Genomic DNA, 22,350 nt, shown 5'->3' with positions numbered 1-22,350 from the left:
TTCACGGTAAGAAGGGTCAGTATTCGCCTGGATCAGTGACATGAACATGCAAAGCGGCACCAAGAAGAACCTGGGCCTGGATCGCGATGCGATCTGGGCGCAACTGCGGGACGAGGCTCGAGCAGCCGTTCGGGATGAGCCACTGCTTGGCTCATTGATCCACGCGGGTTTACTGCATCACGACAGCCTTGAGGCCGCATTGGCGTATCGGTTTTCCCTGAAGCTGGCCAGTGGTGAGATGAGCGAACAAATCCTGCGAGAGATAGCGGACCAGGCCTATCGCTCCTCGCCCGAACTGGGTGATGCGGCGCGGGCGGATTTGCTGGCCGTTTACGATCGTGATCCCGCCACGCATCGGTTGTTGCAGCCCATCCTGTTCTTCAAGGGCTTCCAGGCGCTGCAAGCCTATCGCATGGCGCATTGGCTGTGGCAGACGGGCCGGATCGACATGGCCTATTTCGTGCAGATGCGCTGCTCCGAATGCTTTGGCGTGGACATTCACCCTGCTGCCGTCATTGGCACCGGCGTGATGATCGACCATGCTCATTCGATTGTCATCGGTGAGACGGCAACCGTCGGCAACGACGTTTCGATGCTGCATTCCGTCACGCTTGGCGGCACCGGCAAGGAAGATGGGGACCGTCATCCGAAGATCGGCGACGGGGTGATGATCGGGGCGGGCGCCAAGGTTCTGGGCAATATTCGGGTTGGTCATCATTCGCGCATTGCGGCGGGTTCGGTCGTCCTGCACGAGGTGCCTTCCTGCAAGACGGTCGCCGGTGTTCCGGCACGCGTCATCGGCGATGCGGGATGCCCCGAACCATCGCACAGCATGAATCAGCTGCTTGGCTTGGGCGAGGATTACCTCTGAGACCAAGCGGCGGCGCCGCTGCCGCGCAGGTCCGCAAGCGTGATGTTTTCCTTGCGCAAACGCATGTCCAGGGCTTCGGCCATTTGCGTTACCAGCGAAAATCCATGATAAATTATGGCAGAATAGATCTGGACCGCACTTGCACCTGCGCGGATTTTCTCCCAAGCGTCCTCGACTGAGGAGATCCCACCCACACCGATGATCGGGATTGCTGCGTTTGTGGCGCGATAAAGCTTTGCCAGGACTACTGTCGAACGCTCGAACAACGGGTGTCCCGACAATCCCCCTGCCTGCTCGGAGTAGGGGCTGGCAATGCCCTCACGTGAAAGGGTGGTGTTGGTGGCAATGATGCCATCGACGCCGCTTTCCAGGGCGACGCCAGCGATGTCAGCAATTTCCCCATCCGCCAGGTCAGGGGCGATCTTCAGAAAGACCGGCCGTCGCAAGGGCAGTCTGTCGCGTGCTTCCAGCACCCCCCGCAACAAAGCCGAGAGTGCTGCGGCGCCCTGAAGATCGCGAAGCTTTTCCGTATTGGGCGAAGAAACATTCACCGTAAGAAAGTCAACCGAGGCGCCCGCGATCTCGACCACTGCCGCGAAATCGGCTGCACGGTCCGCACTGTCCTTGTTTGCCCCGATGTTCAGGCCGACCGGTATGCCTTGGGGCCTTGCCGCAAGGCGCAGGGCAAGGGCTTGTGCTCCCTCGTTATTGAAGCCGAAGCGGTTGATGATAGCCCGATCTTCGTTCAGGCGGAACAGGCGCGGTTTAGGGTTGCCCGGTTGCGGACGCGGCGTTGCGGCCCCCAGTTCGATGAAGCCGAAGCCCGCCCGCATCAGGGGACCGACGGCCTTGGCGTTCTTGTCATAACCGGCGGCCAGTCCGATGGGATTTGGCAGATCCAGTCCCGCCAGGTTGGTCCGCAATCGGTCAGAGGTTACAGGCGATCCCGCCAAGGGAACCAGTCCTGCCGACAAGGCCATGATCGACAGGTCATGCGCACGTTCGGGATCCAGCCGATGCAGGGCCGCCAAGCCAAGTTTTTCCACCAAAGTCATTCAAGCGGCCCCGTATCGTGGCCATCCTCGCTGCGCGAGATAATTCGCGACCATGCAATATCGTCCAGTGTGAGAGGACGATAGAGATGCGGGAATAGATCGCCCCCGCGCGAGGGCTCCCATCGCAGATCGCCACCGAAAACTGCCGCGTCGCAGCCTAGAAGGAGCAAATCCCCTTCATCCGCGAAATGCTTCGTCAGGGTGGTTCCAAGTTGGGCCGCAGTCGAAAAGTGCACGTATCCGTCAGCCAGATCGACCGGTGCGCCTTTCGAGGCGCCCGCTGCTTGAAGATCGGCCCATTCGGCAGGCCGCAATACCTTGTAGATCATCATGGGCGCATTTGCCGCCTCACCCCGCCCCTGGTCAAGCGGCGACATTCGCGTGTTTGACCCTTTCGGCAGGCTGGGCCAATCTTCCTTCGATCCGATCCAACGGGAACGAAAGGAATCACCGATGTCATTCCGCCTTCTGTCCGCCGTTTCGGCTGCGGCGCTTTTCGCGGGCGCAGCCCAAGCCGATACGGTGCTGCATATCCTGCACACCAACGACCTTCACAGCCGCATCGAAGCGATCAATGAATACGACAGCACCTGCGATGCGGAAACCGCCGCAGCTGGGGAATGCTTCGGAGGCGTTGCGCGGGTCGCGGCCAAGGTCAAGGAACTGCGCGACAGGATCACGGCCGAGGGCGGCAATGTCATCGTGCTGGATGCGGGCGATCAATATCAGGGATCGCTGTTCTACATGACCTACAAGGGCAAGGATGTCGCCGAGTTCATGACCGCCATCGGCTATGACGCGATGGCGGTAGGCAACCACGAATTCGACGACGGCCCCGAAGGACTTGCGATTCTGGCGGACGGGGTGGAATTCCCGGTGGTATCGGGCAACCTCGACCTGTCGCAGTCCAACGTCCTGAAGGGCAAGGTCGAGAACGTCGTCACCCTGGATATCGGCGGCGAAAAGATCGGCATCGTTTCTGCCTTGGCCATGGATACGCCCGAAACTGCATCCCCCGGTCCCAGCGTGATCTTCCAGGACGACATCGAAAGCTTAAAGGCAGACGTGCAGGAACTGACAGACCAGGGGGTGGACAAGATCATTGCCCTTACCCATGTCGGCTACCTGCGCGATCAGGAATTCGCCAGGCAGGTACCCGGCCTGGACGCCATCATCGGCGGCCATTCGCATACCCTTCTGGGCGACATGGAGGGGGCCGAAGGCCCGTACCCAACCATGATCGCAGGTCCTGACGGAGCCGAAATCCCGGTTGCGACCGCCTATGCCTACTCGAAATATCTTGGACACCTGACGCTGACCTTCGACGATGACGGCACCCTGACGAAGGTCGAAGGGCAACCGATCCTGCTGGACAATTCCGTCCCCGAGGATGAGGCCGTCGCCGCGCGGGTCAAGGAAATGGCCGCCCCTATAGAGGAACTGCGCCAGCAGGTCGTGGCAGAAACCGCCGCCCCCATCGACGGAGACCGCACCAGTTGCCGTGCAAAAGAATGCGAGATGGGCAACCTCGTCGCCGATGCGATGGTGGACCGGGTGAAGGACCAGGGGATCACCCTGGCCATCGCCAATGGCGGCGGGTTGCGTGCGTCCATCGACCAAGGCCCCGTCACGATGGGCGAGGTTTATACCGTCCTGCCGTTCCAGAACACGCTGGCGACGTTCCAGTTGACAGGCGCGGATGTGATCGCCGCGTTGGAGAACGGCGCCAGCCAGTACGAGGAAGGCGCCGGTCGTTTCGCACAGGTTTCAGGGTTGAAATACACCGTCGATCCCGCAGCCGAGCCGGGAAGCCGCATCAGCGATGTGATGGTAACGGCGGACGGCGAATGGAAACCCATTGACCCTGCCGCGACCTATGGCGTCGTATCGAACAACTACATGCGTTCCGGCGGCGACGGTTACGACGTTTTCGAGACGAAGGCGCAGAATGCCTATGACTTTGGCCCGGATCTGGCGCAGGTAGTCGCCGATTACCTGGCTGCACAGGATGGCGCCTATCAGCCGGCTCTGGATGGCCGCATCACCGTGAAATAGGTCAGAATGCCCCCGGCTTGCCAGGGGCGTTTTCCCTTACAACGGTTCGACCAGACGCCTGCGGCCCAGGTTTCGGCGCTGGCGGTCTGCAAGCTGCCGTGCTTCTTGTCCAGACAACAGACGACGCGCAGGATGCAGCCTGTCTTGGGCGAGTTCCGGAAACAGCGCCAGAATTTCTCGGCGTGCGGCGTCGCTCAGGGCGTTTATCGCCTGCGGTCCCGTGAAAAGGCTTTCGGACCAGGCACCGTTCGACATGACGATCTCGTGCCGGTCGAACAGAAGGTGGAAATAGGTCACGCCCTCAGGGGGGGTGCTCACCTCGATCCCGGGAAGGCCGACCAGGTGCTTGGCCGCCACCAGTATCTCGGCATCCTTAAACAGCCGGTGGGCGATGCGAGAGCGGATCAGCATCCGGTGCTGTGGCGAAACGGTCAGGTCGTGGCCGGGGCATCCCGCCCCAAGCGCCCCGGCTCGGATCAGGATCGGGCGAAGGTTGGGCCGGGCTTCCAACCCCTCCCTTGTGACATGGACGCCGCCCTGCCAGCGCAGTGTCTGCGCATGGTTATCGCGCGTCAGGACAAGATCGCCGGGCCGCAGCGTTTCCACAGGCCGCGCGCCTTGGGCGGTTTCGATCAGCGTACCCGCGGCAAAGCAGGTCACGGCTCCGGTCGCAAGCGGGGCGTAGGCGACCTGGTCGTTAGCCCGGCCGACGGCCTGGATCCCCTTGAAGGCATAGCTCTTCGTAAGGCTGAAGACAGGATAGGTCTTGTCGGCCCGCGGGATCGGCATCACCAGCACCGAATGGCGGCCGCCCAGTTCCACGCCAAAGGTTCCCGGCACGGACTTCCTGGGAAATGTCACCAGGAACTGGTCAACGCTGCCATCCGCATTTCTTGTTTCTATGATCGAGCAGGTATGGAATGACAACGCCGTTCCCGCAGGGACAGCCGCTGCATCATTGCCGAAAGTCACCGCCGTTGTCAGGGTCTGGCCCGTTGCATCGGGGGCATAGCGGCCACTTTGAAAGCGGTCGTCGTCGTCGCTTATGGTGATAGTGGACAGGGTCGCGCCCGGCATGGCGATGGCGCCCTTGACGTTCGACCAAGGGGATTCTGCCGTCGCCTCGGTGCCGCTGCCGCCCGTAGAAATGCGCTGACTGAGGGTCAGCACCGTGAATTGATAATCCATGACCCCTGCCGTCCTGCGAGAAAATCCCAGTTTTTCCCAGGCTGTTAGACGACCGCGACCAGCCGTCCCCACAGGCATATCGGCGAAGAGTTAACGAAGCGTTAAGACCGGTTTACAGAACATGAAGCACCTTCAGGGGCGCCAGCGCAGGAAATTCGCGATCATCCTCAGCCCGACGGCCTGGGATTTTTCCGGGTGAAACTGGGTGCCGACGATATTGTCGCGCCCCACAACCGCAGTGACCGGCCCGCCGTAATCCACATGCGCCAGCAGATGTGCTGGATCGGCGACCCTGAACTGCCAGCTGTGGACGAAATAGGCATGATCGCCCGTCGCGATCCCCTCCAGAACCGGATGGGGTCGGTCGATCACCAGATCGTTCCAGCCCATATGCGGCACCTTCAAACCCGGGGCGGCGATTGCGTCGACCTGCCCGCCAATCCAGTCCAGGCCAGGCGTTTCGCGGTATTCGTGACCGGTCGTGGCAAGCATCTGCATCCCCACGCAGATGCCCATGAAGGGCACGCCCCGGCCCAGGACAGCCTCGCGCAGCGCCTCGGCCATGCCGTCCACCTCGCCCAAGGAGCGGCGGCAGGCGGGGAAGGCCCCGTCGCCCGGCAGCACGATCCTGTCGGCGCGGGCGGCCAGCTGCGGGTCCGAGGTCACGACGATCTCGGCCCCTGCGTCGCGGCCCATCAGTTGAAAGGCCTTCTCAGCCGAATGCAGGTTGCCGCTGTCATAGTCGATCAGCGCCACCCGCATCACAGCGCCCCCTTGGTCGAAGGGAGCACGCCTGCCATGCGTGGATCGGGTTCGATCGCCTCGCGCAGGGCGCGGGCTACGGCCTTGAAGGCGGCCTCGGCGGTGTGGTGGCTGTTGATGCCGTGGATGCGGTCCACGTGCAGCGTAATGCCGCCATGGGTGGACAGGGCCTGGAAGAATTCGCGCACAAGCTGGGTGTCGAAGGTGCCGATCTTCTCGGTCGGGAAATCGACGTTCCAGACCAGGAAGGGCCGCGCCGACAGATCCAGCGCGGCGCGGACCAGCGAATCGTCCATGGCCAGCAGGAAGCTGCCGTAACGGCGGATGCCCTTCTTGTCGCCAAGCGCGCGGACCAGGGCCTGGCCGATGGCGATGCCCGTATCCTCGACCGTATGGTGGTCGTCCACATGCAAATCGCCCTTGGCGCGGATCGTCAGGTCGATCAGCGAATGGCGCGACAACTGGTCCAGCATGTGATCGAAAAAGCCAATTCCCGTCTGGTTGTCATAGACCCCAGAGCCGTCAAGGTTCAACGCGACCTCGATCTGCGTCTCGGCAGTGGTGCGGGTGATGGTGGCTTCGCGCATGGCAATGTCCTTTCGTCGGCCTGCCTTATAGGGTGCAGGGCGGGGCGCGCCAAGCGGGCAGGCTTGTCATGGGCGGGACGGGATGCCAAAAACGGGGAACGCCATGAAAGGACCGCCGATGAGCGATATCTCTGTCAGCGAACGCCGTCTCAGCGCGGCCCTGGACCGGATCGGCCAGTTCCTGGACCGAAGCGGGTCCGTTCCTGCGGGGCAGGGGGCCGATCTGCAGGCGGAACTGGATGCGGCCCAGGCGCAGATCGCCGCGCTGACCGGACAACTGGACCAGCGGCAGGCAGATGCGCAGGCCGGCGATCTGGCGGAACAGGCCGCGCGGCTGGCTGCGGCCAACGACGACCTGGCTGCGGCGAACCGCGCCCTGGTCCAGGCGATCGCCAAGGAAAGCGATGCGGTCGAGGCAGTCAGTGTCGCCCTGGAGGCCGAGATCGAGGCACTGCGCGCCGCCCGCGCCGCCGAGGCCGCCCAGCTTGGCGCCCTGATGGCCGAGGTCGAGCGGCTTCTGGCGGAAGACGGCGCCGCGCCCGCTGCCACGCCTGACGCCATGCCTGAAATCGCCGGAGATGCGGGCGGGATTCCCGAAGACGACCTGCAAGGGGGGGGCAGATAATGGCCGAGGTCGAGTTCACCATCGGGCACAAGGAATACCGCGTCGCCGCCCAGGACGGAGAGGAGCGTTTGCTGCAACGGGCCGCCGGTCTTCTGGACGCCGAAGCGCAGCATATCCTGTCGCAGGCGGGCCGGACGCCCGAACCGCGCTTGTTGCTTCTGGCCGGGCTGATGCTGGCGGACCGGCTCGCGACGATGGAAGAGCGCGCCGAAAAGGCCGAGCGTCATCTGAACCGCCTGCAAGCCAATCCCACGCGGGTCGAGGTTCCGGTCATTCCGGCGGATCTGAAGGAAGCCATGGCCGAACTGGCGGCCCGCGCGGAATCCCTGGCCGACCGGCTCGAGGAGCAGGCCGGGCGTTAACCCGGTCTTAACATCCCGCATGGCAGAAAGGCGCCATGCGAGCCTTGGTCCTTCTGCTTTTGCTATGCGCCTGCGCGACACCTTCGCCGCGGATGATGGGGGCGTCGCGCCACGACATCCGCCTGCAAGGCCTGAACTTCGCCGTCTTTCACAAGGAGGACCGGGCCCAGGTCGTGCGGCTGGACTTTGTCGCGCGGCCATCTGTGTCCCGTATCCGCCCCCTGATGGAACAGGCGGCGGCGCAGGCAACGGGCTGCAGGGTCATTCCTTTCAGCGCGACAAGCATGGCGTCCGCGATACCGGCGTGGTGGCCTTCGATCTGGATTGCTGGGGGACGCTCAGCCCCGGCCCAGGAAACTGATCAGGATTTGTGTCACCGCCTCGGGTGCGTCGGCATGAAGCCAATGGCCTGCATCCTTGACGCGCACCACCCGCGCCTGCGGGAAATGCGCACGCAGTGCCGCCTGGCCCGTCTCGGTCACGTAATCTGACCGCTCGCCCGCGATTTCCAGCACGGGGCCATGGAAGCTGGCCTGGGGCAGGTCGTCCGGCCAGCCGGTCAGGTTGTCCATCTGGTTGCGCAGGGCAGCCAGGTTCAGCCTCCACGCCTTTGGATCGGATTTCAGGTCCAACGATTGCAGCAGGAAGGCCCGCACGCCCGGATCGTCGATCAGCCGGGCCAAGGCGGCATCGGCGACGCTGCGGCGGTCAACGGTTCCAAGGTCCAGCGACTCCATCGCGTCGATCAGATGCGACTGCGAATGACCATAGGCGACCGGCGCGATGTCCATGACGACCAGCTTGCGGACCAGTTCGGGCCGGGTCAGGGCCAGCACCATGGATGCCTTGCCGCCCATCGAATGCCCCACCAGATCGACGCGGCCCCCCAGATCCGCGATCAGCCGCGCCAGATCGTCCGCAAGCGCGGGATAGCTGTGGTCGGGGGCGTGAAAGCTGTCGCCATGGTTGCGCATGTCCACCGTGACGACGCGCCGCGTGTCGGCCAGGCGGCGGGCCAGGGCGCCCAGGTTGCGGCCCTGCCCGAACAGGCCATGGACCATCAGGATGGGCAAGCCGCCATCCGTGCCAGTGATCGAGTGATTCAGCATCATGCCGCGACCCTAGATCGTCTGGCGCGCCCCCGCCAGAGCGTCTAGACTGCCGCCATGACCCGCAATGCAACCGGACCCGACGATATCCGCGACATGGCAGACGAGGTGTCGCGTCTGATCGCCGCCCGTTTCGGCGGTGCCCGGCGGGGCGAACGCCTGCCTTTGGCAGTGATGCTGCGCCGGCGGGGTGCCGCGTTGCCGCGTCGGCTGCGAAAGCAGGCACTTGCGCTTGCCAAGGCTGACGAGATGTCCGCCCAGCCGAAGATCGCGCGGCAACTGGACCTGGCCGGCCTGTCGCGCGCCCATCAGGCCCTGATCCTGCATCTGCAGCCGCTTGGCGAATTGTCGCGCTGGCAGGGACGGGCGATCGGCTTTGCTGCCTCGGTCGCGCTGGGCCTGCTGGTTCTTGCGTCGATCGTGATCTGGATCCTGCTGTGGCGCGGGTATCTTTGACCGTTGCATTCCCTGCAAGGCAGGTTTAGCGCCATCACACTTGTATTTGCTGCAATGCAGCAAGATGCTGGGGCAGATCCCACAGGAACGCGCGCATGACTGAACACGGCAATCTTCGCTATGCCATTCTGGCATTGGCCCTTGGCGCCTTCGCCATCGGCACATCGGAATTCGCGGCCATGGGGTTGCTGCCGTATTTCGCGGGCGATCTTGGCATCTCGGAACCGCAGGCGGGTCATGTGATCAGCGCCTATGCCCTGGGGGTGGTGATCGGCGCGCCGCTGACCTCGATCCTGGGGGCGCGGTTGCCGCGCCGGCGGTATCTGGCGGCGCTGATGGCCTTCTATGGGGTGATGAACATTGCCGCCGCCGTCCTGCCGGGGCTGGCCGTGCTGACCGGGATGCGCTTTCTGGCAGGCCTGCCGCATGGCGGTTTCCTGGGTGTCGCGATGCTTTATGCCGCCGATGCCCTGCCGCGCGAACACCGGGCGCGGGGCGCGGCGCAGGTCATCATGGGCCTGACCGTCGCCAATATCGTGGGCGTCCCGCTGGCCGGATGGCTGGGCCAAAGCATCGGCTGGCGGTGGGGATTCGCACTGCCGGGCTTCATCGCGCTGCTGTCCGCATGGCTGATCCTGAAGGTCGCCCCGCGGGTGGGCGGCAATCCCAATGCCCGGCCCTGGGACGAGCTTCAGGCCCTGCGCAACCCGCGCGTGCTGTGGCTGCTGGCCGTGGGTGCCATTGGCTTTGGCGGCTTCTTTGCCGTCTATGCCTTCCTGACCGCCGCGATGATCGCGACGACCCAGGCGCCGGCCTATGCGATCCCGCTGGCCCTGGGGGTCTTTGGCGTCGGCGGCACGCTGGGCACCTGGGTCGCAGGGCGCCTGACCGAACGCATGGGGCAGATCCGCGCGGCCTATATCAGCCTGGCAAGCATGGCCGCGACGCAGGGCTTTGCGTCCCTGGCGGTCGGCAACTGGCAGATGATGGTGTTGTCGTCATTCCTGCTGGCGGCGGGGGCCGGGCTGGTCATCCCGTTGCAGACCCGGCTGATGGACGTGGCGGGCCGCGCCCAGAACATGGCTGCCGCCATGAACCACGCCGCCTTCAACGCGGCCAACGCGCTTGGGCCGTTCCTGGCGGGGCTTGCCCTGTCTGCGGGCTGGGGCTGGGCTTCCAGCGGGTATGTCGGCATTGCGCTTACGGCTGCGGGGGCCTTGGTCCTGACAATGGCAGTCTGGCATGATCGGGCAAGCGGGGCGGTGGCAGACTGCGCATGATGACCTGGCGCGAGGTCGAGGCGAATTCGCGCCGCCACGTCACGAACAGCACGACGGCCGTGCCCAGCATCAGCGCCCATGGCCCGGCCAGCCAGCCAAGCGATCCAAGCGCGAAATAGACGCTGCGCAGCCCCGCGTTGAAGCTGCGCGCGGCGGTGATGTTCAGATCCGCCGCCTGCATGGCCCGGTCGCGCGACACTGGATCGTCGGGGTCATTCGGAACGGCGGCCATCATGATGGCGCAGTATCCGAACAGCCGATGCGCCCAGACGAACTTCAGGAAGGCGTTGACGACGAAGAACATCGTCACCAGCAGCTTCAGTTCCCACAGGATGTCGCCCCCTTCCAGGGCAAGTTCCTGAGCCAGGCCCTGCAACTGGTCGGTATTGCCGATCAGCGCCAGGATGCCGCCCGTGGCAATCATGCAGGCGGATGCGAAGAACGCCGTCCCTTCGCGCAGGCTGGACAGGATATTGCCGTCGAAGATGCGCGGATCGCGGGTGATGAAATGCACCATCCATTCACGCCGGAACCGCATCATCAGCACCGACACCGAAGGCTTCCCGGCTGGCGGGCGTTCGGTGAACCAGCCGATGCCGAACCAGACCGCGAACAGCAGGACGATGGCCGACAGATCGGCGGCAGAGATCGAGATGGGCAGCGGCAAGACCAGATCCATGGCCCGTTCTAGCCCTGTTCAAAGCTGTTTGAAAAGGCCGGGGCAGGGGTCTTGACAGGGGATTGCGCGCCCCTAAATCAACATTGCCGGCGGCCAGATGGCGCCGGTTGATGGCCCGCCCGAAGACCGGGGGGCACAGACTATTGCATCGCTTGTGAAGGATGTGACCATGCGCAACTTTGACCTGACCCCGCTCTATCGTGCCTCGGTCGGCTTCGACCGACTGGCGGACGTGATGGACCGCGCCCTGTCGGCGGATGTCGCCGCGCCGACCTATCCGCCCTATAACATCGAAAAGACGGGCGATGATGCCTATCGCATTTCGATCGCCGTGGCCGGCTTTGCGCCCGAAGACCTGAATGTCGAGGTCCGCGACGGCGCCGTGATCGTTTCGGCCCGCAAGGCCGAGGAAAACGACGGCCGCACCTATCTGCATCGCGGCATCGCCACCCGCGCCTTTGAACGCAAGTTCACCCTTGCCGATCACGTGCGCGTCGAAGGCGCCAGCCATGTGGACGGGATGCTGCACATCGACCTGGTCCGCGAAATCCCCGAGGCGCTGAAGCCCCGCCGGATCGAGATCGCGAAATCCGCGCCCAAGGTCGAAAAGCTGGACTCGTGATCCTCAGAACGGCTTCCGCTCCGTGAAGCCCGGATGCCCGTCGGTTCACCCCGGCGGGCATTTCGCGTTGGGATGGTAGGCGCGGAGGGACTCGAACCCCCAACCAAGGCGTTATGAGCGCCCTGCTCTAACCATTGAGCTACACGCCCAACCTTGCTTCTGCGTTAATGGCGTCGCTCTATCGGGTCAAGCGCGTTCGCCGTTGCCCCCATTGCCGCCATCCGTTATCGGGTGCGCAAATCCAGCCGGGGGCCGCCATGACCAAGAACGGGATCAGCTATCGCGATGCTGGCGTCGATATCGACGCGGGGAACGCGCTTGTGGAACGCATCAAGCCCGCCGCCGCCGCGACCGCGCGCCCCGGCGTGATGGACGCGCTTGGCGGCTTTGGCGCGCTGTTCGACCCCCGCGCGGCGGGCTATGACGACCCGGTCCTGGTCGCGGCGACCGACGGCGTGGGCACCAAGCTGCGCATCGCCATCGACACCGGCCACCTGGACGGCATCGGCCAGGATCTGGTCGCGATGTGCGTGAACGACCTGGTCTGCCAAGGGGCGGAACCCTTGTTCTTCCTGGATTATTTCGCCACCGGCAAGCTGTCGGTGGACGAAGGCGCCCGCGTCGTCGAAAGCATCGCGCGCGGCTGCAAGGCGGCAGGCTGCGCCCTGATCGGCGGCGAGACGGCCGAGATGCCCGGCATGTACCACGACGGCGACTTCGACCTGGCGGGCTTCGCGGTCGGCGCCATGCAGCGCGGCACGGCCCTGCCTGCCGGTGTGGTCGAAGGCGACGTGCTGCTGGGCCTCGCCTCGGACGGGGTTCATTCGAACGGCTATTCGCTGGTGCGCAAGGTCGCGGAACGCGCGGGCCTTGGCTGGGACGCGGCCTCGCCCTTTGGCGAGGGCGACTTGGGCGCGGCGCTGCTGACCCCCACGCGGCTTTATGTGAAACCCGCCCTGGCCGCAATCCGCGCGGGTGGCGTCCATGCTCTGGCCCATATCACCGGCGGCGGCATCACCGAGAACCTGCCGCGCGTCTTGCCGAAGGACCTGGGGGCCGAGATCGACCTGACCTCCTGGACCCTGCCGCCGGTCTTCCGCTGGCTGGCCGAGGCGGGCGGGATCGAGCAGGGGGAGATGCTCAAGGCCTTCAACAGCGGCATCGGCATGATCCTGTCGGTCGCTGCCGACCGCGCGGACGTGTTGGCCGACCTGCTGGCCGCGCAGGGCGAGACGGTCCACCGCCTCGGTCGCGTCGTGGCAGGGCAGGGCGTACGCTACAGCGGGGCGCTTGCGTGAAACGCGTCGCCATTCTGATTTCGGGCAGCGGATCGAACATGGTCCGTCTGGTCGAGGACATGCAGGCGGGCGATCATCCCGCCCAGCCGGTGCTGGTGGCGTCCAACGATCCCACGGCTGCCGGCCTGGCGAAAGCCGCCTCGCTTGGCGTGCCCACCGCCGCCGTCGATCACCGCGCCTTCAAGGGCGACCGAGCCGCCTTCGAGTCAGCCCTGCTGGAACCCCTGCTGGACGCGCGCCCGGACATCCTCTGCCTTGCAGGCTTCATGCGCATCCTGACGCCCGCCTTCATCGACCGCTTCGAAGGACGGATGCTCAACATCCATCCTTCTCTTTTGCCCAAATACCCAGGCCTGCACACCCACAAGCGCGCCATCGAGGCGGGGGATGCCGAAGCCGGCGCCACCGTCCACGAGGTCACAACCGACCTGGATGCAGGCCCGATCCTGGGCCAGGTGCGCGTGCCCATCGAACCCGGCGACACGCCCGAAACCCTGGCCGCCCGCGTCCTTCAACGCGAACATCAGCTTTACCCGCTGATCCTGCGCCGTTTTGCCGCAGGGGCGCGCGAACGCTTCGACATTTAGCCCCAGAGCGCCGTCAGCGCCGCCACGGGATCCTGGGCCGTCCAGATCTCGGGGCCAATGGCGATGAAGTCGCTGACGGGCGACAGTTGTTCCAGCAGTTCGCGGGTAATTGCCCCTTCGGCCACGACCGGAACCTCGATCATCTCGGACCACCACTGGAACAACTCAAGCTCCACCGGCTCGCCTCGATAAAGGGCCGAGGCGCCGACCGGGCCGAAGCTGACGTAATCCGCCCCGGCCTCACCCGCGTTCATCCCCTCGTGGCGCGACGACCCACAGAAGGCGCCGACGATGGCATCCGCGCCCAACTCCTTGCGGGCATAGCGTACGGCCTTCGCCCCATCCGTCAGGTGAACCCCGTCCAGCCCATGCCGCTGCGCCAGGGCCACATGGTCGTCGATCACCACCGCCACGTCGCGGGCATGGGCGATCTCGCGCGCCAGATCGGCCAGACGGCCCAACTCATCCTCCTCGGCCCCCGCGCGGATGCGCAGGCAGGCGACCGGAAAGGCGTCCATCACCGCCGCCAGTTGCGGACCCAGGGCCGAGGCCTGCGCACCGGCGGGCGTCATCAGGTAAAGCTGCGGGGCGTCTTGGGCGTCGGACATGGGCGAACTCCTTTGGCTCGCCCATAGCGCAGCTTGCCGCCCGCCGCCAGACGGACTATCTGCCCCATCATGCAAAGCCAACGCCTGCCCGTCATCATCCTGGTCCGCCCGCAGATGGGCGAGAACATCGGCGCCGCCGCTCGCGCCATGCTGAACTTCGGCCTGACCGAGATGCGGCTGGTCGATCCCCGCGACGGCTGGCCCAACCCGCGCGCCATAGCCATGGCGTCCGGCGCGGCGGGGCAGGTGCTGGACCGTGCCCGCATCTATCCGACGCTGGCCGAGGCGATGGAGGGCATCGACTTCGCCTTTGCCACCACCGCGCGGGGGCGCGAACTGTCGAAGCCCGTCCACACGCCAGCGACCGCGATGGAGATGGCGCGCACCCATCCCGGCCGCTGCGCGATCATCTTCGGCCCGGAACGCACGGGGCTGGAAAACGACGACGTAGCACGCGCCAATGCCATCGTGACGGTGCCGGTCAACCCGGACTTCCCCTCGCTGAACCTGGCGCAGGCGGTGCTGCTGATGGGCTATGAATATGGCCGCGACATCCTGCCCGCCGAGCCGTCCCCCCACCACGCCCGCCCCGAAGCCATCGCCTTGGCCGACCGCCTGGAGATCGAGAAGCTGGGCGATCATTGGGAGGAAAGGCTGACCGAGGCGGGTTTCTTCTTTCCCGAGACCAAGGCCGCCTCGATGCGGCTGAACCTGCGCAACATGTGGTCGCGCCTGGCGCTGACCCGCGGCGACGTGCGCATCCTGCACGGGATGCTGCGGCAGTTGACCCGGCGCTGACCCACCCCTACTGTCCGCCTGAAGGAGCAAGCGATGGCCAAGCGCCCCGTGTTCGAGGAAGTTTCGGACCCCACCGCCAGCAGCCGCCCCGTCACCACGACCGGCATGATTGACGCAGCCCCGCGCGGCGCGCGGCGCGCGATCCGCGTCTGGCTGATGATCCTTTTCGTGATGGTCCTGGCGATGATCGCGCTTGGCGGCGCGACCCGGCTGACCGGGTCGGGCCTGTCCATCACCGAATGGGCGCCCGTCACCGGCACGATCCCGCCCCTGAACGAAGCCGATTGGCAAGCGGAATTCGAGGCTTACAAGCAGATCCCCCAATATGTCGAGGTCAATCCCGACATGGATCTGGCGGGCTTCAAGGAGATCTACCTGTGGGAATGGGCGCACCGCCTGCTGGGCCGGCTGATCGGCCTTGTCTGGGCGGCGGGCTTTGTCTTCTTCCTGGCAACCCGGCGCATCCCGACCGGCTGGACCCCGCGCCTGCTGGGCCTGGGCGCGCTTGGCGGGCTGCAAGGGGCCATCGGCTGGTGGATGGTCAGTTCCGGCCTGGTCGAGGGGATGACCCGCGTGGCGTCCTATCGGCTGGCGACGCATCTCGGCCTGGCCTTCGTGATCCTGGGCCTGATCACCTGGTATGTCCTGCTGCTGGGCCGGTCAGAGGCCGACCTGCTGCGCGCCCGCCGCGCGGGCGAGGCCAAGCTGTTTTCGATGTCCACGGGCCTGATGCACCTGGCCTTCGTGCAGATCCTGATCGGCGCGTTGGTCGCGGGCATCGACGCGGGCCGCACCTATACCGGCTGGCCGACCATGGGCGGCGAATGGATCCCCGCGCTGATCTGGGACCCGGTGCTTGGCTGGCGCAACTTCTTCGAAAACCCCGCGCTTGTGCAGTTCGTCCACCGGATGGTGGGCTATCTGCTGGCGATCTTTGCGGTCGTGGTCTGGCTGCGCGCGCGGCGTTCGCCCCATCCTGTCACGCGCGGTGCCTTCACGGCGATGATCGTGGCGGTCGCGGTGCAGGTGGCGCTTGGCATCATGAACGTGATCCATGCTTCGCCCCTGGGGCTGGCGCTGACGCACCAGTTGGGCGCGGTCGTCCTGTTCGCGCTGATCATCCGGGCGCGTCACCACGCGCGCTTTCCGCATGAAACCTCGGTCAGGGGGACCATCCGATGACGGCGATCAACGACCTGCTTGCCTTCCAGCGCCAGACCGAGGCGCTGTCCTCGATCGCCGAACGGCTTGGCTGGGACCAGGAAACCGTCATGCCGCGCGGCGCGGTCGAACAGCGGGCCGAGGAGATGGCCGCGATCGAGGCCGTGCTGCACGAGCGCCGCACCGATCCGCGCATCGGCGAATGGCTGGACGTGGCCGAACCCCGGACCGAGGCCGAGGCCCGGTCGGTCGAACTGATCGCACGCGATTTCAGCCGCGCGAACCGCATTCCCGCCAAGCTGGCGCAGGAACTGGCGCGGCTCACATCCCTGTCCCAGGGCATCTGGGCCGAGGCACGCGCCAAGGACGCGCCCGAGGATTTCCTGCCCACGCTGGATCAGGTCCTGGTCCTGAAGCAGGACGAAGCCGCCGCCCTGGCCGATGGCGGCGACCATTATGACGCGCTGCTGGACGATTACGAACAGGGCATGACGGGGGCCGAGATCGCGGCCCTGTTCGACACCATGCGCCCGCGTCTGGTGGCGCTGCGCGAGGAGGTTCTGGGGGCCGGGCGGCAGCCCGCGCCGCTGTCGGGCCATTTCCCGCAGGAAACCCAGATCCGGCTGGCGCGCACCTGTGCCACCGCCTTCGGATATGACTGGACGCGCGGGCGGATGGACATCGCGGTCCACCCCTTCAGCAGCGGCCGGTGGCAGGACAGCCGCATCACGACGCGGGTGGTGGAAACCGATCCCTTCAACTGCATCTATTCCACCATCCACGAGGTCGGCCATTCCAGCTATGAACTGGGAATAGACCCGGATTACGCCTTCACGCCCCTGGGCCGGGGCGTGTCGATGGGCGTCCACGAAAGCCAGAGCCGCATCTATGAAAACCAGATGGGCCGGGGCCGAGCCTTCACCGGCTGGCTGTTTGGCCGCATGTCGGACGCCTTCGACGGGCTGAACATCACCGATGCGGATGCCTTCTATGCCACCGTGAACCGCGTCACCCCTGGCTTCATCCGCACCGAGGCCGACGAGGTGCAATACAACCTGCACATCATGATGCGCTTTGATCTGGAACGCGACCTGATCTCGGGGCGGCTGTCCACCGACGATCTGGTCGAGGCCTGGAACGACCGCTTCCTGCGTGATTTCGGGGTGGTGGTGGACCGCCCGGCCAATGGTGTCTTGCAGGACGTGCATTGGGCGGTAGGGCTGTTCGGCTATTTCCCGACCTATGCCTTGGGCAACGTCTTCGCGGGCTGCCTGAACCATGCCATGCGGCAGGCGGTGCCAGACCTGGACAATGCGCTTGCCGCGGGCGATGCCGCGCCGGCCGTCGAGTGGCTGCGAGAAAACGTGCAGCGCCATGGCGGGCTGAAGCGCCCGCGTTCCCTGATCGAGGAGGCGACGGGGGCCGATGTCTCGCCCGAGCCGCTGCTGTCCTATCTGGAAGGCAAGTTCGGCCAGATCTACGGGCTGTAAACAGAAGGCCGGGCGATCCGCCCGGCCTTTCGCTTACCTGTTGGGCCACAAGGGCGCGTGTCGGTTCACGTCCTTGTAGAGCAGGTATCGGAACGGCCCCGGCCCGCCCGCATAGCAGGCCTGCGGGCAGAAGGCGCGCAGCCACATGTAGTCGCCCGGCCCGACCTCGACCCAGTCGCGGTTCAGGCGATAGACGGCCTTGCCCTCCAGCACGAAGAGGCCGTGCTCCATCACATGCGTCTCGGCGAAGGGGATGGATCCGCCCGGCTTGAAGGTCACCACGGTGATGTGCATGTCGTGGCGCAGGTCGGCCGGGTCCATGAAGCGCGTGGTGCCCCAGGCGCCATCCGTGTCGGGCATCATGGACGGAGGGATGTCCTGTTCCTGCGCGACGATGGGATCGGGCCGCGCCAGCCCCTCGACCGGCTGCCACCGCTTGCGCCACCAGTGGAAGCCGGTGTTGCCGGGCGTGGTGTTTCGGACCGACCAGGACGTGCCGGGGGGCACATAGGCGAAGCCGCCGGGGGTCAGCAGGTGTTCGGTCCCGTCAATGGTCACCGACATCGACCCGCCGGTGACAAACAGGGCGTGCTGGATCTCGGGGTCGTCATCGGGATGGTCCGATCCGCCGCGCTCGGCCAGTTCGACGATGTACTGGCTGAAGGTCTCGGCAAAGCCCGAGAGCGGCCGGGCGATCATCCACATCCGCATCCCCGTCCAGCCGGGCAGATAGCTGGTCACGATGTCGCGCATCACGGTGCGGGGGATCACCGCATAGGCCTCGGTGAAGACGGCCGTGTCGGTGGTCATGCCGGTCTGCGGCGGCAGGCCCGCCACGGGACCGGCATAAGGCACGCGGTTCGGGTTCTCGACCGGGACGGGGGCCACGTCGCCCACGGGGGCGCCGGCAGGGGGAAGGTCTGGGGTCATGTCGGTCATTTCAGGGCCTCTTTCAGGCGAAGTTCGCCGATGCGCATGACCTGGCGTTCGGCCTCGGCCCGCTCGGTCGGGGTGTCGTTGTCGATGCGGGCCTGCATGGCGGCCATGATGCCCGGCTTGTCGTGGTCGCGCACGGCGATGATGAAGGGAAAGCCGTGCTTGGCGACATAGGCGTCGTTCAGGCGCGTGAACGTCGCGCGTTCATCATCCGTCAGGCTGTCCAATCCCGCGCTTGCCTGTTCCGCGGTGCTGTCGGCCGTCAGGCGCTTGGCCTGCGCCAGCTTGCCCGCCAGATCGGGGTGCGCGTTCAGGACGCCCAGCCGTTCGTCGTCGGACGCGCTGCGGAACACCTGCGCCATCCGCGCGGCCAGGCCCGAGGCGCTGTCATGGACCGCGCCCATCTCGGCGTCCCAGACCCGTTCGGCGATGAAGGGCGAATGTTCATAGATGCCGCCGAATTTCTGGACAAAGCTGTCGCGGTCCATCTGCGACGGACGCTGGCGCGGCTGGAACGGATGCACCTCGGCCCAGTGGCGCGCGATGTCGAGGCGGCTGGCGAACCAGACGCCCTCGTGCTGGCGGCAATGGTCCAGGAACCGCTGGATCGCCATGGCCCGGCCCGGACGCCCGGCAAGTCGGCAATGCAGGCCGATCGACATCATCTTGGGCGCGCCCGCCGCACCTTCGGCGTAAAGGATGTCGAAGCTGTCGCGCAGATAGTCGAAGAAATCCGTCCCCGTGCCGAAGCCCTGGCCGGACGAGAAGCGCATGTCGTTGGCGTCCATCGTATAGGGCACCATCAGCTGCGGCTTGCCGTTGTGGACATGCCAATAGGGCAGCTCGTCCGCGATCGTGTCGGCCAGGTATTCGAAGCCGCCTTCCTCGCAGCCAAGCGCCACCGTGTTCATCGAACAGCGGCCCTGGTAGAACCCGCGCGGGCGTTCGCCGGTGACGCGGGTGTGCAGCTCGACCGCCTGGGCGATGTGATCCGCCTCGACCTCGCGCGGGATGTCGCGATAGTCGATCCATTTCAACCCGTGGGTCGCGATCTCCCACCCGGCCGATTTCATCGCGGCCACCTGTTCGGGGCTGCGTTCCAGGGCGGTGGCGACGCCATAGACCGTCACGGGGATGTCGCGCAGCATCCGGTGCAGGCGCCAGAAGCCCGAGCGCGCGCCATAGTCATAGATCGATTCCATGTTCCAGTGCCGCTTGCCGGGCCAGGGCTGGGCGCCGATGATCTCGGATAGGAAGGCCTCGGAGGCGGCGTCGCCGTGTTCGATGCTGTTCTCGCCGCCTTCCTCGTAGTTGAGGACGATCTGCACCGCGATCCTTGCGCCGCCAGGCCATTTCGGGTCGGGGGTGGTTTCTCCATATCCTCGCAGGTCGCGGCTATAGCGCATCGGGCATCCTTTCCGTGGCAGCGTCACGCGCAGCAAACCGCGTGCGAGCCTCTGCGGCAAGCGGGCGGCAGCAGAATTCTGTATCAACGAATCGGAAAAGATCAGCGCCGGTTTCAATTACCTGTTGAAAGACTTGCGGGCTGGTGCTGATTGTTGCCACGAACGCGGCCCCCATAAGCTGCGCGCATGCGGCCACCATAAGCCGCGCGGGAGGGAAACCCATGGAACGTTATTTCAAGCTGTCCCAACACGGCAGCACCGTCAGGACCGAGGTGATCGCAGGCATCACCACATTCCTGACGATGGCCTATATCATTTTCGTCAACCCAGACATCCTGTCAACGACCGGCATGGACCGCAACGCCGTCTTTGTCGCCACCTGCCTGGCCGCCGCCATCGGATCGGCGGTCATGGCGTTGTGGGCCAACTGGCCCATCGCCATGGCCCCGGGCATGGGGCTGAACGCCTTTTTCGCCTTTACCGTCGTTGGCGCCATGGGTTTTACCTGGCAGCAGGCGCTTGGCGCGGTCTTCATCAGCGGCCTGATCTTCCTGTTCCTGTCGGCCACAGGGATCCGCCGCTGGCTGGTGGCGGGGATTCCCGTGTCGATGCGCAGCGGCGTGGCCGCCGGGATCGGCATGTTCCTGGGCATCATCGCGCTGCAATCCTCGGGGATCGTGGTGGACAGCCCCGCGACGCTGGTCACGCTGGGCGACCTGACCAACCCCGGCACGCTGCTGGCGGTGGCGGGCTTCTTCATCATCGTGGCGCTGGATGCGTTGCGGGTGACGGGCGCGATCCTGATCGGCATCCTGGTCATCACGGTGGCCGCGATCCTGCTGGGCGTCAGCCAGTTCGGCGGCATCATGTCCATGCCGCCCTCCATCGCGCCGACGCTGATGCAGCTTGATGTCTGGGGCGCGCTTGGCTTCGGCATCTTCCACGTCATCCTGGTCATGGTCCTGGTCGAGGTCTTCGACGCCACCGGCACCCTGATCGGCGTGGCCAAGCGTGCGGGCCTGCTGAAGGAAGGCCCGGTGCATACCAATCCCGGCCTGTCGCGCGCGCTGATGGCGGATTCGACCGCGATCACCGTGGGGTCCATGCTGGGGACCAGCTCGACCACGGCCTATGTCGAAAGCGCGTCCGGCGTGCAGGCGGGGGGCCGGACCGGGCTGACCGCGCTTGTCGTGGCGGTGCTGTTCCTGCTGGCGATGTTCTTTGCGCCCTTGGCCGGGTCGGTGCCCGCCTATGCCACCGCGCCCGCGCTTCTGTATGTAGCGACCCTGATGGTGCGCGAACTGTCCGAGATCGCGTGGGAGGACGTGACTGAATCCGCCCCCGCCGTCCTGACCGCCCTGGTGATGCCCTTCACCTATTCCATCGCCAACGGCCTGGCCTTCGGCTTCATCAGCTATGCGGTGATCAAGCTGCTGACCGGCAAGGCGTCCCAGGTCCATGCGGCGACCTGGATCGTGGCCGCGCTGTTCGTGATCAAGTTCGCCTTCTTCGGCGGCCACTGATCCGATCGGCAGTCATCGACAAGAGGCCTCGCGGGCGACCGCGAGGCCTTTTGCTATCCACCCATCGCATGGCTCAGTTCCGCCGCGGCGGCCGTCACGACCGCGCCCAGCGTCTTGACATGCTCTGGCCCGATGCGGTGCGTGGGTCCGCTGACGCTGACCCCGGCAATCGCCTCGCCCGTCAGGTCGAAGACCGGGGCGGCGATGCAGCGCATCCCGCGCGTCCGTTCCTCGTCATCGAAGGAAAAGCCGCGGGCGCGGATCCGTGCCATGTCCTCGGTCAGGGCCTCGGGCGTGGTCAGCGTCCTTTCGGTGAAACGGGCCAGGCCGGGACCCTCCAGATAGGCGCGCAATGTCTCGGGCCGGCCATAGGCCAGCAGCGCCTTGCCGATGCCGGATGCGTGCAGGGGCGACCGGGTGCCGGGCGGGAAGAAGGCGCGGATGGTTTCGTGGGTTTCGGCCTGGCTGACGAACAGCACCGCATCGCCGTTCAGGATCCCCAGGTTCGCCGTTTCCCCGGTATGCTTCATCAGCGCCTGCAGAACAGGGCGTGCACGTTCGACGATCCCCGACCTGCGCATGAAGGCCGATCCCAGCCGGAAGGTCGCCGCCCCGATGTTCCAGGCCTGCGTGGCCGGATCGCTTTCCACCATGCCGCGCGCGGCCAGTGAATGCAGCAGCCGGTGCACGGTCGAAGGCGGCTGGCCGATCCGGTCCGCGACCTCGGACAGGGTCAGGCCGGGATGGGTGGCCAGCAGGTCCAGCATGTCCAGGGCGCGATCCAGCACCTGCACGGTGCCGCCCTGGTCCTTGGTGCTGCGGGGGCGGCCCCGGCGGCGGGTAGGTTCAGACATTTTCGCCCTTTTCTAAAGAATACATTGCCAAAACCGCA

24 protein-coding genes and 1 tRNA gene are annotated in these 22,350 nt (G+C 65.7%); 13 read left to right on the top strand and 12 right to left on the bottom strand.

The window, feature by feature from the left end:
* Nucleotides 1-40: 40 nt before the first annotated feature.
* Nucleotides 41-871: a serine O-acetyltransferase gene (cysE, locus tag RAH32_RS04850; RefSeq protein WP_306605653.1), complete on the top strand. Its 831-nt coding sequence runs from the start codon at nucleotides 41-43 to the stop codon at nucleotides 869-871.
* Here the strand turns inward: cysE and RAH32_RS04845 are convergent.
* Both RAH32_RS04845 and RAH32_RS04840 read right to left on the bottom strand, forming a co-directional pair.
* Nucleotides 862-1,926 carry a quinone-dependent dihydroorotate dehydrogenase gene (locus tag RAH32_RS04845; protein WP_306605650.1) on the bottom strand — a complete coding sequence of 355 codons (1,065 nt, stop codon included), beginning with the start codon at nucleotides 1,924-1,926 and terminating at the stop codon, nucleotides 862-864. The genes cysE and RAH32_RS04845 overlap by 10 nt on opposite strands.
* Entirely contained in the window at nucleotides 1,923-2,258 is a 336-nt protein-coding gene (locus RAH32_RS04840; RefSeq protein WP_306606551.1) for a DUF952 domain-containing protein, read from the bottom strand. The genes RAH32_RS04845 and RAH32_RS04840 overlap by 4 nt, the downstream gene beginning before the upstream one ends.
* Before the next feature lie 121 nt (nucleotides 2,259-2,379).
* Between RAH32_RS04840 and RAH32_RS04835 the strand changes: the two genes are divergently transcribed.
* Nucleotides 2,380-3,981, top strand: coding sequence for a bifunctional metallophosphatase/5'-nucleotidase (locus tag RAH32_RS04835; protein WP_306605648.1), 1,602 nt, complete (start codon nucleotides 2,380-2,382; stop codon nucleotides 3,979-3,981).
* Nucleotides 3,982-4,017: 36 nt separating this feature from the next.
* On the opposite strand, the gene RAH32_RS04830 is transcribed toward RAH32_RS04835, so the two are convergent.
* The 3 genes from RAH32_RS04830 to hisB form a co-directional block, all read right to left on the bottom strand.
* On the bottom strand, nucleotides 4,018-5,169 hold the full coding sequence (locus RAH32_RS04830) for a Hint domain-containing protein (protein WP_306605646.1): 1,152 nt from the start codon (nucleotides 5,167-5,169) through the stop codon (nucleotides 4,018-4,020).
* Between the two features lie 132 nt (nucleotides 5,170-5,301).
* Nucleotides 5,302-5,931 carry an imidazole glycerol phosphate synthase subunit HisH gene (gene hisH / locus RAH32_RS04825; protein ID WP_306605645.1) on the bottom strand — a complete coding sequence of 210 codons (630 nt, stop codon included), beginning with the start codon at nucleotides 5,929-5,931 and terminating at the stop codon, nucleotides 5,302-5,304.
* A complete protein-coding gene (gene hisB, locus RAH32_RS04820; protein WP_306605643.1) occupies nucleotides 5,931-6,518 on the bottom strand; it encodes an imidazoleglycerol-phosphate dehydratase HisB in 588 nt (195 codons plus the stop codon). The genes hisH and hisB overlap by 1 nt, the downstream gene beginning before the upstream one ends.
* A gap of 118 nt (nucleotides 6,519-6,636) precedes the next feature.
* Between hisB and RAH32_RS04815 the strand changes: the two genes are divergently transcribed.
* Both RAH32_RS04815 and RAH32_RS04810 read left to right on the top strand, forming a co-directional pair.
* Nucleotides 6,637-7,143: a hypothetical protein gene (locus tag RAH32_RS04815; RefSeq protein ID WP_306605641.1), complete on the top strand. Its 507-nt coding sequence runs from the start codon at nucleotides 6,637-6,639 to the stop codon at nucleotides 7,141-7,143.
* Nucleotides 7,143-7,505, top strand: coding sequence for a cell division protein ZapA (locus RAH32_RS04810; RefSeq protein ID WP_103171668.1), 363 nt, complete (start codon nucleotides 7,143-7,145; stop codon nucleotides 7,503-7,505). The genes RAH32_RS04815 and RAH32_RS04810 overlap by 1 nt, the downstream gene beginning before the upstream one ends.
* A 338-nt stretch (nucleotides 7,506-7,843) precedes the next feature.
* Here the strand turns inward: RAH32_RS04810 and RAH32_RS04805 are convergent, their stop codons facing one another.
* The gene (locus tag RAH32_RS04805; protein ID WP_306605638.1) at nucleotides 7,844-8,617 is read right to left on the bottom strand and encodes an alpha/beta fold hydrolase; all 774 of its coding nucleotides are present in this window, start codon (nucleotides 8,615-8,617) and stop codon (nucleotides 7,844-7,846) included.
* Nucleotides 8,618-8,671: 54 nt separating this feature from the next.
* Here RAH32_RS04805 and RAH32_RS04800 point away from each other — a divergent pair, with 54 nt between their 5' ends.
* Nucleotides 8,672-9,070 carry a hypothetical protein gene (locus RAH32_RS04800; RefSeq protein WP_306605636.1) on the top strand — a complete coding sequence of 133 codons (399 nt, stop codon included), beginning with the start codon at nucleotides 8,672-8,674 and terminating at the stop codon, nucleotides 9,068-9,070.
* A gap of 95 nt (nucleotides 9,071-9,165) precedes the next feature.
* Nucleotides 9,166-10,350 carry an MFS transporter gene (locus RAH32_RS04795; protein ID WP_306605634.1) on the top strand — a complete coding sequence of 395 codons (1,185 nt, stop codon included), beginning with the start codon at nucleotides 9,166-9,168 and terminating at the stop codon, nucleotides 10,348-10,350.
* On the opposite strand, the gene RAH32_RS04790 is transcribed toward RAH32_RS04795, so the two are convergent.
* Nucleotides 10,271-11,029, bottom strand: coding sequence for a DUF599 domain-containing protein (locus RAH32_RS04790; protein ID WP_306605632.1), 759 nt, complete (start codon nucleotides 11,027-11,029; stop codon nucleotides 10,271-10,273). The two genes, RAH32_RS04795 and RAH32_RS04790, sit on opposite strands and share 80 nt — an antisense overlap.
* A 169-nt stretch (nucleotides 11,030-11,198) precedes the next feature.
* On the opposite strand from RAH32_RS04790, the gene RAH32_RS04785 reads away from it, so the two are divergent.
* Nucleotides 11,199-11,651 (top strand): Hsp20 family protein, encoded by a 453-nt coding sequence (locus RAH32_RS04785; protein WP_306605630.1) that lies wholly within the window; start codon nucleotides 11,199-11,201, stop codon nucleotides 11,649-11,651.
* A gap of 73 nt (nucleotides 11,652-11,724) precedes the next feature.
* Here RAH32_RS04785 and RAH32_RS04780 read toward each other — a convergent pair.
* Nucleotides 11,725-11,800: transfer RNA gene (locus RAH32_RS04780), tRNA-Ile, on the bottom strand.
* A 108-nt stretch (nucleotides 11,801-11,908) separates the two neighbouring features.
* Here RAH32_RS04780 and purM point away from each other — a divergent pair.
* Together purM and purN are read left to right on the top strand one after the other, a co-directional pair.
* Complete coding sequence (gene purM, locus RAH32_RS04775) at nucleotides 11,909-12,949, top strand: phosphoribosylformylglycinamidine cyclo-ligase (protein WP_306605629.1); 1,041 nt, start codon at nucleotides 11,909-11,911, stop codon at nucleotides 12,947-12,949.
* Entirely contained in the window at nucleotides 12,946-13,536 is a 591-nt protein-coding gene (gene purN, locus RAH32_RS04770; protein ID WP_306605627.1) for a phosphoribosylglycinamide formyltransferase, read from the top strand. Before purM ends, purN begins: the two co-directional genes overlap by 4 nt.
* Here the strand turns inward: purN and RAH32_RS04765 are convergent.
* Nucleotides 13,533-14,144 carry a thiamine phosphate synthase gene (locus tag RAH32_RS04765; protein WP_306605625.1) on the bottom strand — a complete coding sequence of 204 codons (612 nt, stop codon included), beginning with the start codon at nucleotides 14,142-14,144 and terminating at the stop codon, nucleotides 13,533-13,535. The two genes, purN and RAH32_RS04765, sit on opposite strands and share 4 nt — an antisense overlap.
* A gap of 69 nt (nucleotides 14,145-14,213) precedes the next feature.
* On the opposite strand from RAH32_RS04765, the gene RAH32_RS04760 reads away from it, so the two are divergent.
* Genes RAH32_RS04760 through RAH32_RS04750 form a run of 3 tightly spaced genes read left to right on the top strand, consistent with a single transcriptional unit; the run spans nucleotide 14,214 to nucleotide 17,593 of the window.
* Nucleotides 14,214-14,942: an RNA methyltransferase gene (locus RAH32_RS04760; protein ID WP_306605623.1), complete on the top strand. Its 729-nt coding sequence runs from the start codon at nucleotides 14,214-14,216 to the stop codon at nucleotides 14,940-14,942.
* A 33-nt stretch (nucleotides 14,943-14,975) separates the two neighbouring features.
* Complete coding sequence (gene ctaA / locus RAH32_RS04755) at nucleotides 14,976-16,124, top strand: heme A synthase (protein WP_306605621.1); 1,149 nt, start codon at nucleotides 14,976-14,978, stop codon at nucleotides 16,122-16,124.
* Nucleotides 16,121-17,593, top strand: coding sequence for a carboxypeptidase M32 (locus RAH32_RS04750; RefSeq protein WP_306605619.1), 1,473 nt, complete (start codon nucleotides 16,121-16,123; stop codon nucleotides 17,591-17,593). Before ctaA ends, RAH32_RS04750 begins: the two co-directional genes overlap by 4 nt.
* A gap of 33 nt (nucleotides 17,594-17,626) precedes the next feature.
* Here the strand turns inward: RAH32_RS04750 and RAH32_RS04745 are convergent, their stop codons facing one another.
* Nucleotides 17,627-18,523 (bottom strand): bifunctional allantoicase/(S)-ureidoglycine aminohydrolase, encoded by an 897-nt coding sequence (locus RAH32_RS04745; RefSeq protein ID WP_306605618.1) that lies wholly within the window; start codon nucleotides 18,521-18,523, stop codon nucleotides 17,627-17,629.
* Between the two features lie 5 nt (nucleotides 18,524-18,528).
* Complete coding sequence (puuE, locus tag RAH32_RS04740; protein WP_306605616.1) at nucleotides 18,529-19,935, bottom strand: allantoinase PuuE; 1,407 nt, start codon at nucleotides 19,933-19,935, stop codon at nucleotides 18,529-18,531.
* A 221-nt stretch (nucleotides 19,936-20,156) separates the two neighbouring features.
* Between puuE and RAH32_RS04735 the strand changes: the two genes are divergently transcribed.
* Nucleotides 20,157-21,458, top strand: a complete 1,302-nt coding sequence (locus RAH32_RS04735) for an NCS2 family permease (protein WP_306605614.1) — start codon at nucleotides 20,157-20,159, stop codon at nucleotides 21,456-21,458.
* Between the two features lie 53 nt (nucleotides 21,459-21,511).
* On the opposite strand, the gene bhcR is transcribed toward RAH32_RS04735, so the two are convergent.
* Nucleotides 21,512-22,312: an HTH-type transcriptional regulator BhcR gene (gene bhcR, locus RAH32_RS04730; RefSeq protein WP_306605612.1), complete on the bottom strand. Its 801-nt coding sequence runs from the start codon at nucleotides 22,310-22,312 to the stop codon at nucleotides 21,512-21,514.
* Nucleotides 22,313-22,350: the final 38 nt, after the last annotated feature.

Source organism: Paracoccus yibinensis, from assembly GCF_030846195.1.
Classification (GTDB): Bacteria; Pseudomonadota; Alphaproteobacteria; order Rhodobacterales; family Rhodobacteraceae; genus Paracoccus; species Paracoccus yibinensis.
Note: the sequence above shows the minus strand (reverse complement) of the source record. Positions and strands in the feature narration are given on the sequence as shown.

Bases quoted from the DNA above. Each gene is read 5' to 3' on its own strand.
- cysE (WP_306605653.1), top strand. From the start codon at position 41: ATGAACATGCAAAGCGGCACCAAGAAGAACCTGGGCCTGGATCGCGAT.
- RAH32_RS04845 (WP_306605650.1), bottom strand. From the start codon at position 1,926: ATGACTTTGGTGGAAAAACTTGGCTTGGCGGCCCTGCATCGGCTGGAT.
- RAH32_RS04840 (WP_306606551.1), bottom strand. From the start codon at position 2,258: ATGATGATCTACAAGGTATTGCGGCCTGCCGAATGGGCCGATCTTCAA.
- RAH32_RS04835 (WP_306605648.1), top strand. From the start codon at position 2,380: ATGTCATTCCGCCTTCTGTCCGCCGTTTCGGCTGCGGCGCTTTTCGCG.
- RAH32_RS04830 (WP_306605646.1), bottom strand. From the start codon at position 5,169: ATGGATTATCAATTCACGGTGCTGACCCTCAGTCAGCGCATTTCTACG.
- hisH (WP_306605645.1), bottom strand. From the start codon at position 5,931: ATGCGGGTGGCGCTGATCGACTATGACAGCGGCAACCTGCATTCGGCT.
- hisB (WP_306605643.1), bottom strand. From the start codon at position 6,518: ATGCGCGAAGCCACCATCACCCGCACCACTGCCGAGACGCAGATCGAG.
- RAH32_RS04815 (WP_306605641.1), top strand. From the start codon at position 6,637: ATGAGCGATATCTCTGTCAGCGAACGCCGTCTCAGCGCGGCCCTGGAC.
- RAH32_RS04810 (WP_103171668.1), top strand. From the start codon at position 7,143: ATGGCCGAGGTCGAGTTCACCATCGGGCACAAGGAATACCGCGTCGCC.
- RAH32_RS04805 (WP_306605638.1), bottom strand. From the start codon at position 8,617: ATGATGCTGAATCACTCGATCACTGGCACGGATGGCGGCTTGCCCATC.
- RAH32_RS04800 (WP_306605636.1), top strand. From the start codon at position 8,672: ATGACCCGCAATGCAACCGGACCCGACGATATCCGCGACATGGCAGAC.
- RAH32_RS04795 (WP_306605634.1), top strand. From the start codon at position 9,166: ATGACTGAACACGGCAATCTTCGCTATGCCATTCTGGCATTGGCCCTT.
- RAH32_RS04790 (WP_306605632.1), bottom strand. From the start codon at position 11,029: ATGGATCTGGTCTTGCCGCTGCCCATCTCGATCTCTGCCGCCGATCTG.
- RAH32_RS04785 (WP_306605630.1), top strand. From the start codon at position 11,199: ATGCGCAACTTTGACCTGACCCCGCTCTATCGTGCCTCGGTCGGCTTC.
- purM (WP_306605629.1), top strand. From the start codon at position 11,909: ATGACCAAGAACGGGATCAGCTATCGCGATGCTGGCGTCGATATCGAC.
- RAH32_RS04765 (WP_306605625.1), bottom strand. From the start codon at position 14,144: ATGTCCGACGCCCAAGACGCCCCGCAGCTTTACCTGATGACGCCCGCC.
- RAH32_RS04760 (WP_306605623.1), top strand. From the start codon at position 14,214: ATGCAAAGCCAACGCCTGCCCGTCATCATCCTGGTCCGCCCGCAGATG.
- ctaA (WP_306605621.1), top strand. From the start codon at position 14,976: ATGGCCAAGCGCCCCGTGTTCGAGGAAGTTTCGGACCCCACCGCCAGC.
- RAH32_RS04750 (WP_306605619.1), top strand. From the start codon at position 16,121: ATGACGGCGATCAACGACCTGCTTGCCTTCCAGCGCCAGACCGAGGCG.
- RAH32_RS04745 (WP_306605618.1), bottom strand. From the start codon at position 18,523: ATGACCCCAGACCTTCCCCCTGCCGGCGCCCCCGTGGGCGACGTGGCC.
- puuE (WP_306605616.1), bottom strand. From the start codon at position 19,935: ATGCGCTATAGCCGCGACCTGCGAGGATATGGAGAAACCACCCCCGAC.
- RAH32_RS04735 (WP_306605614.1), top strand. From the start codon at position 20,157: ATGGAACGTTATTTCAAGCTGTCCCAACACGGCAGCACCGTCAGGACC.
- bhcR (WP_306605612.1), bottom strand. From the start codon at position 22,312: ATGTCTGAACCTACCCGCCGCCGGGGCCGCCCCCGCAGCACCAAGGAC.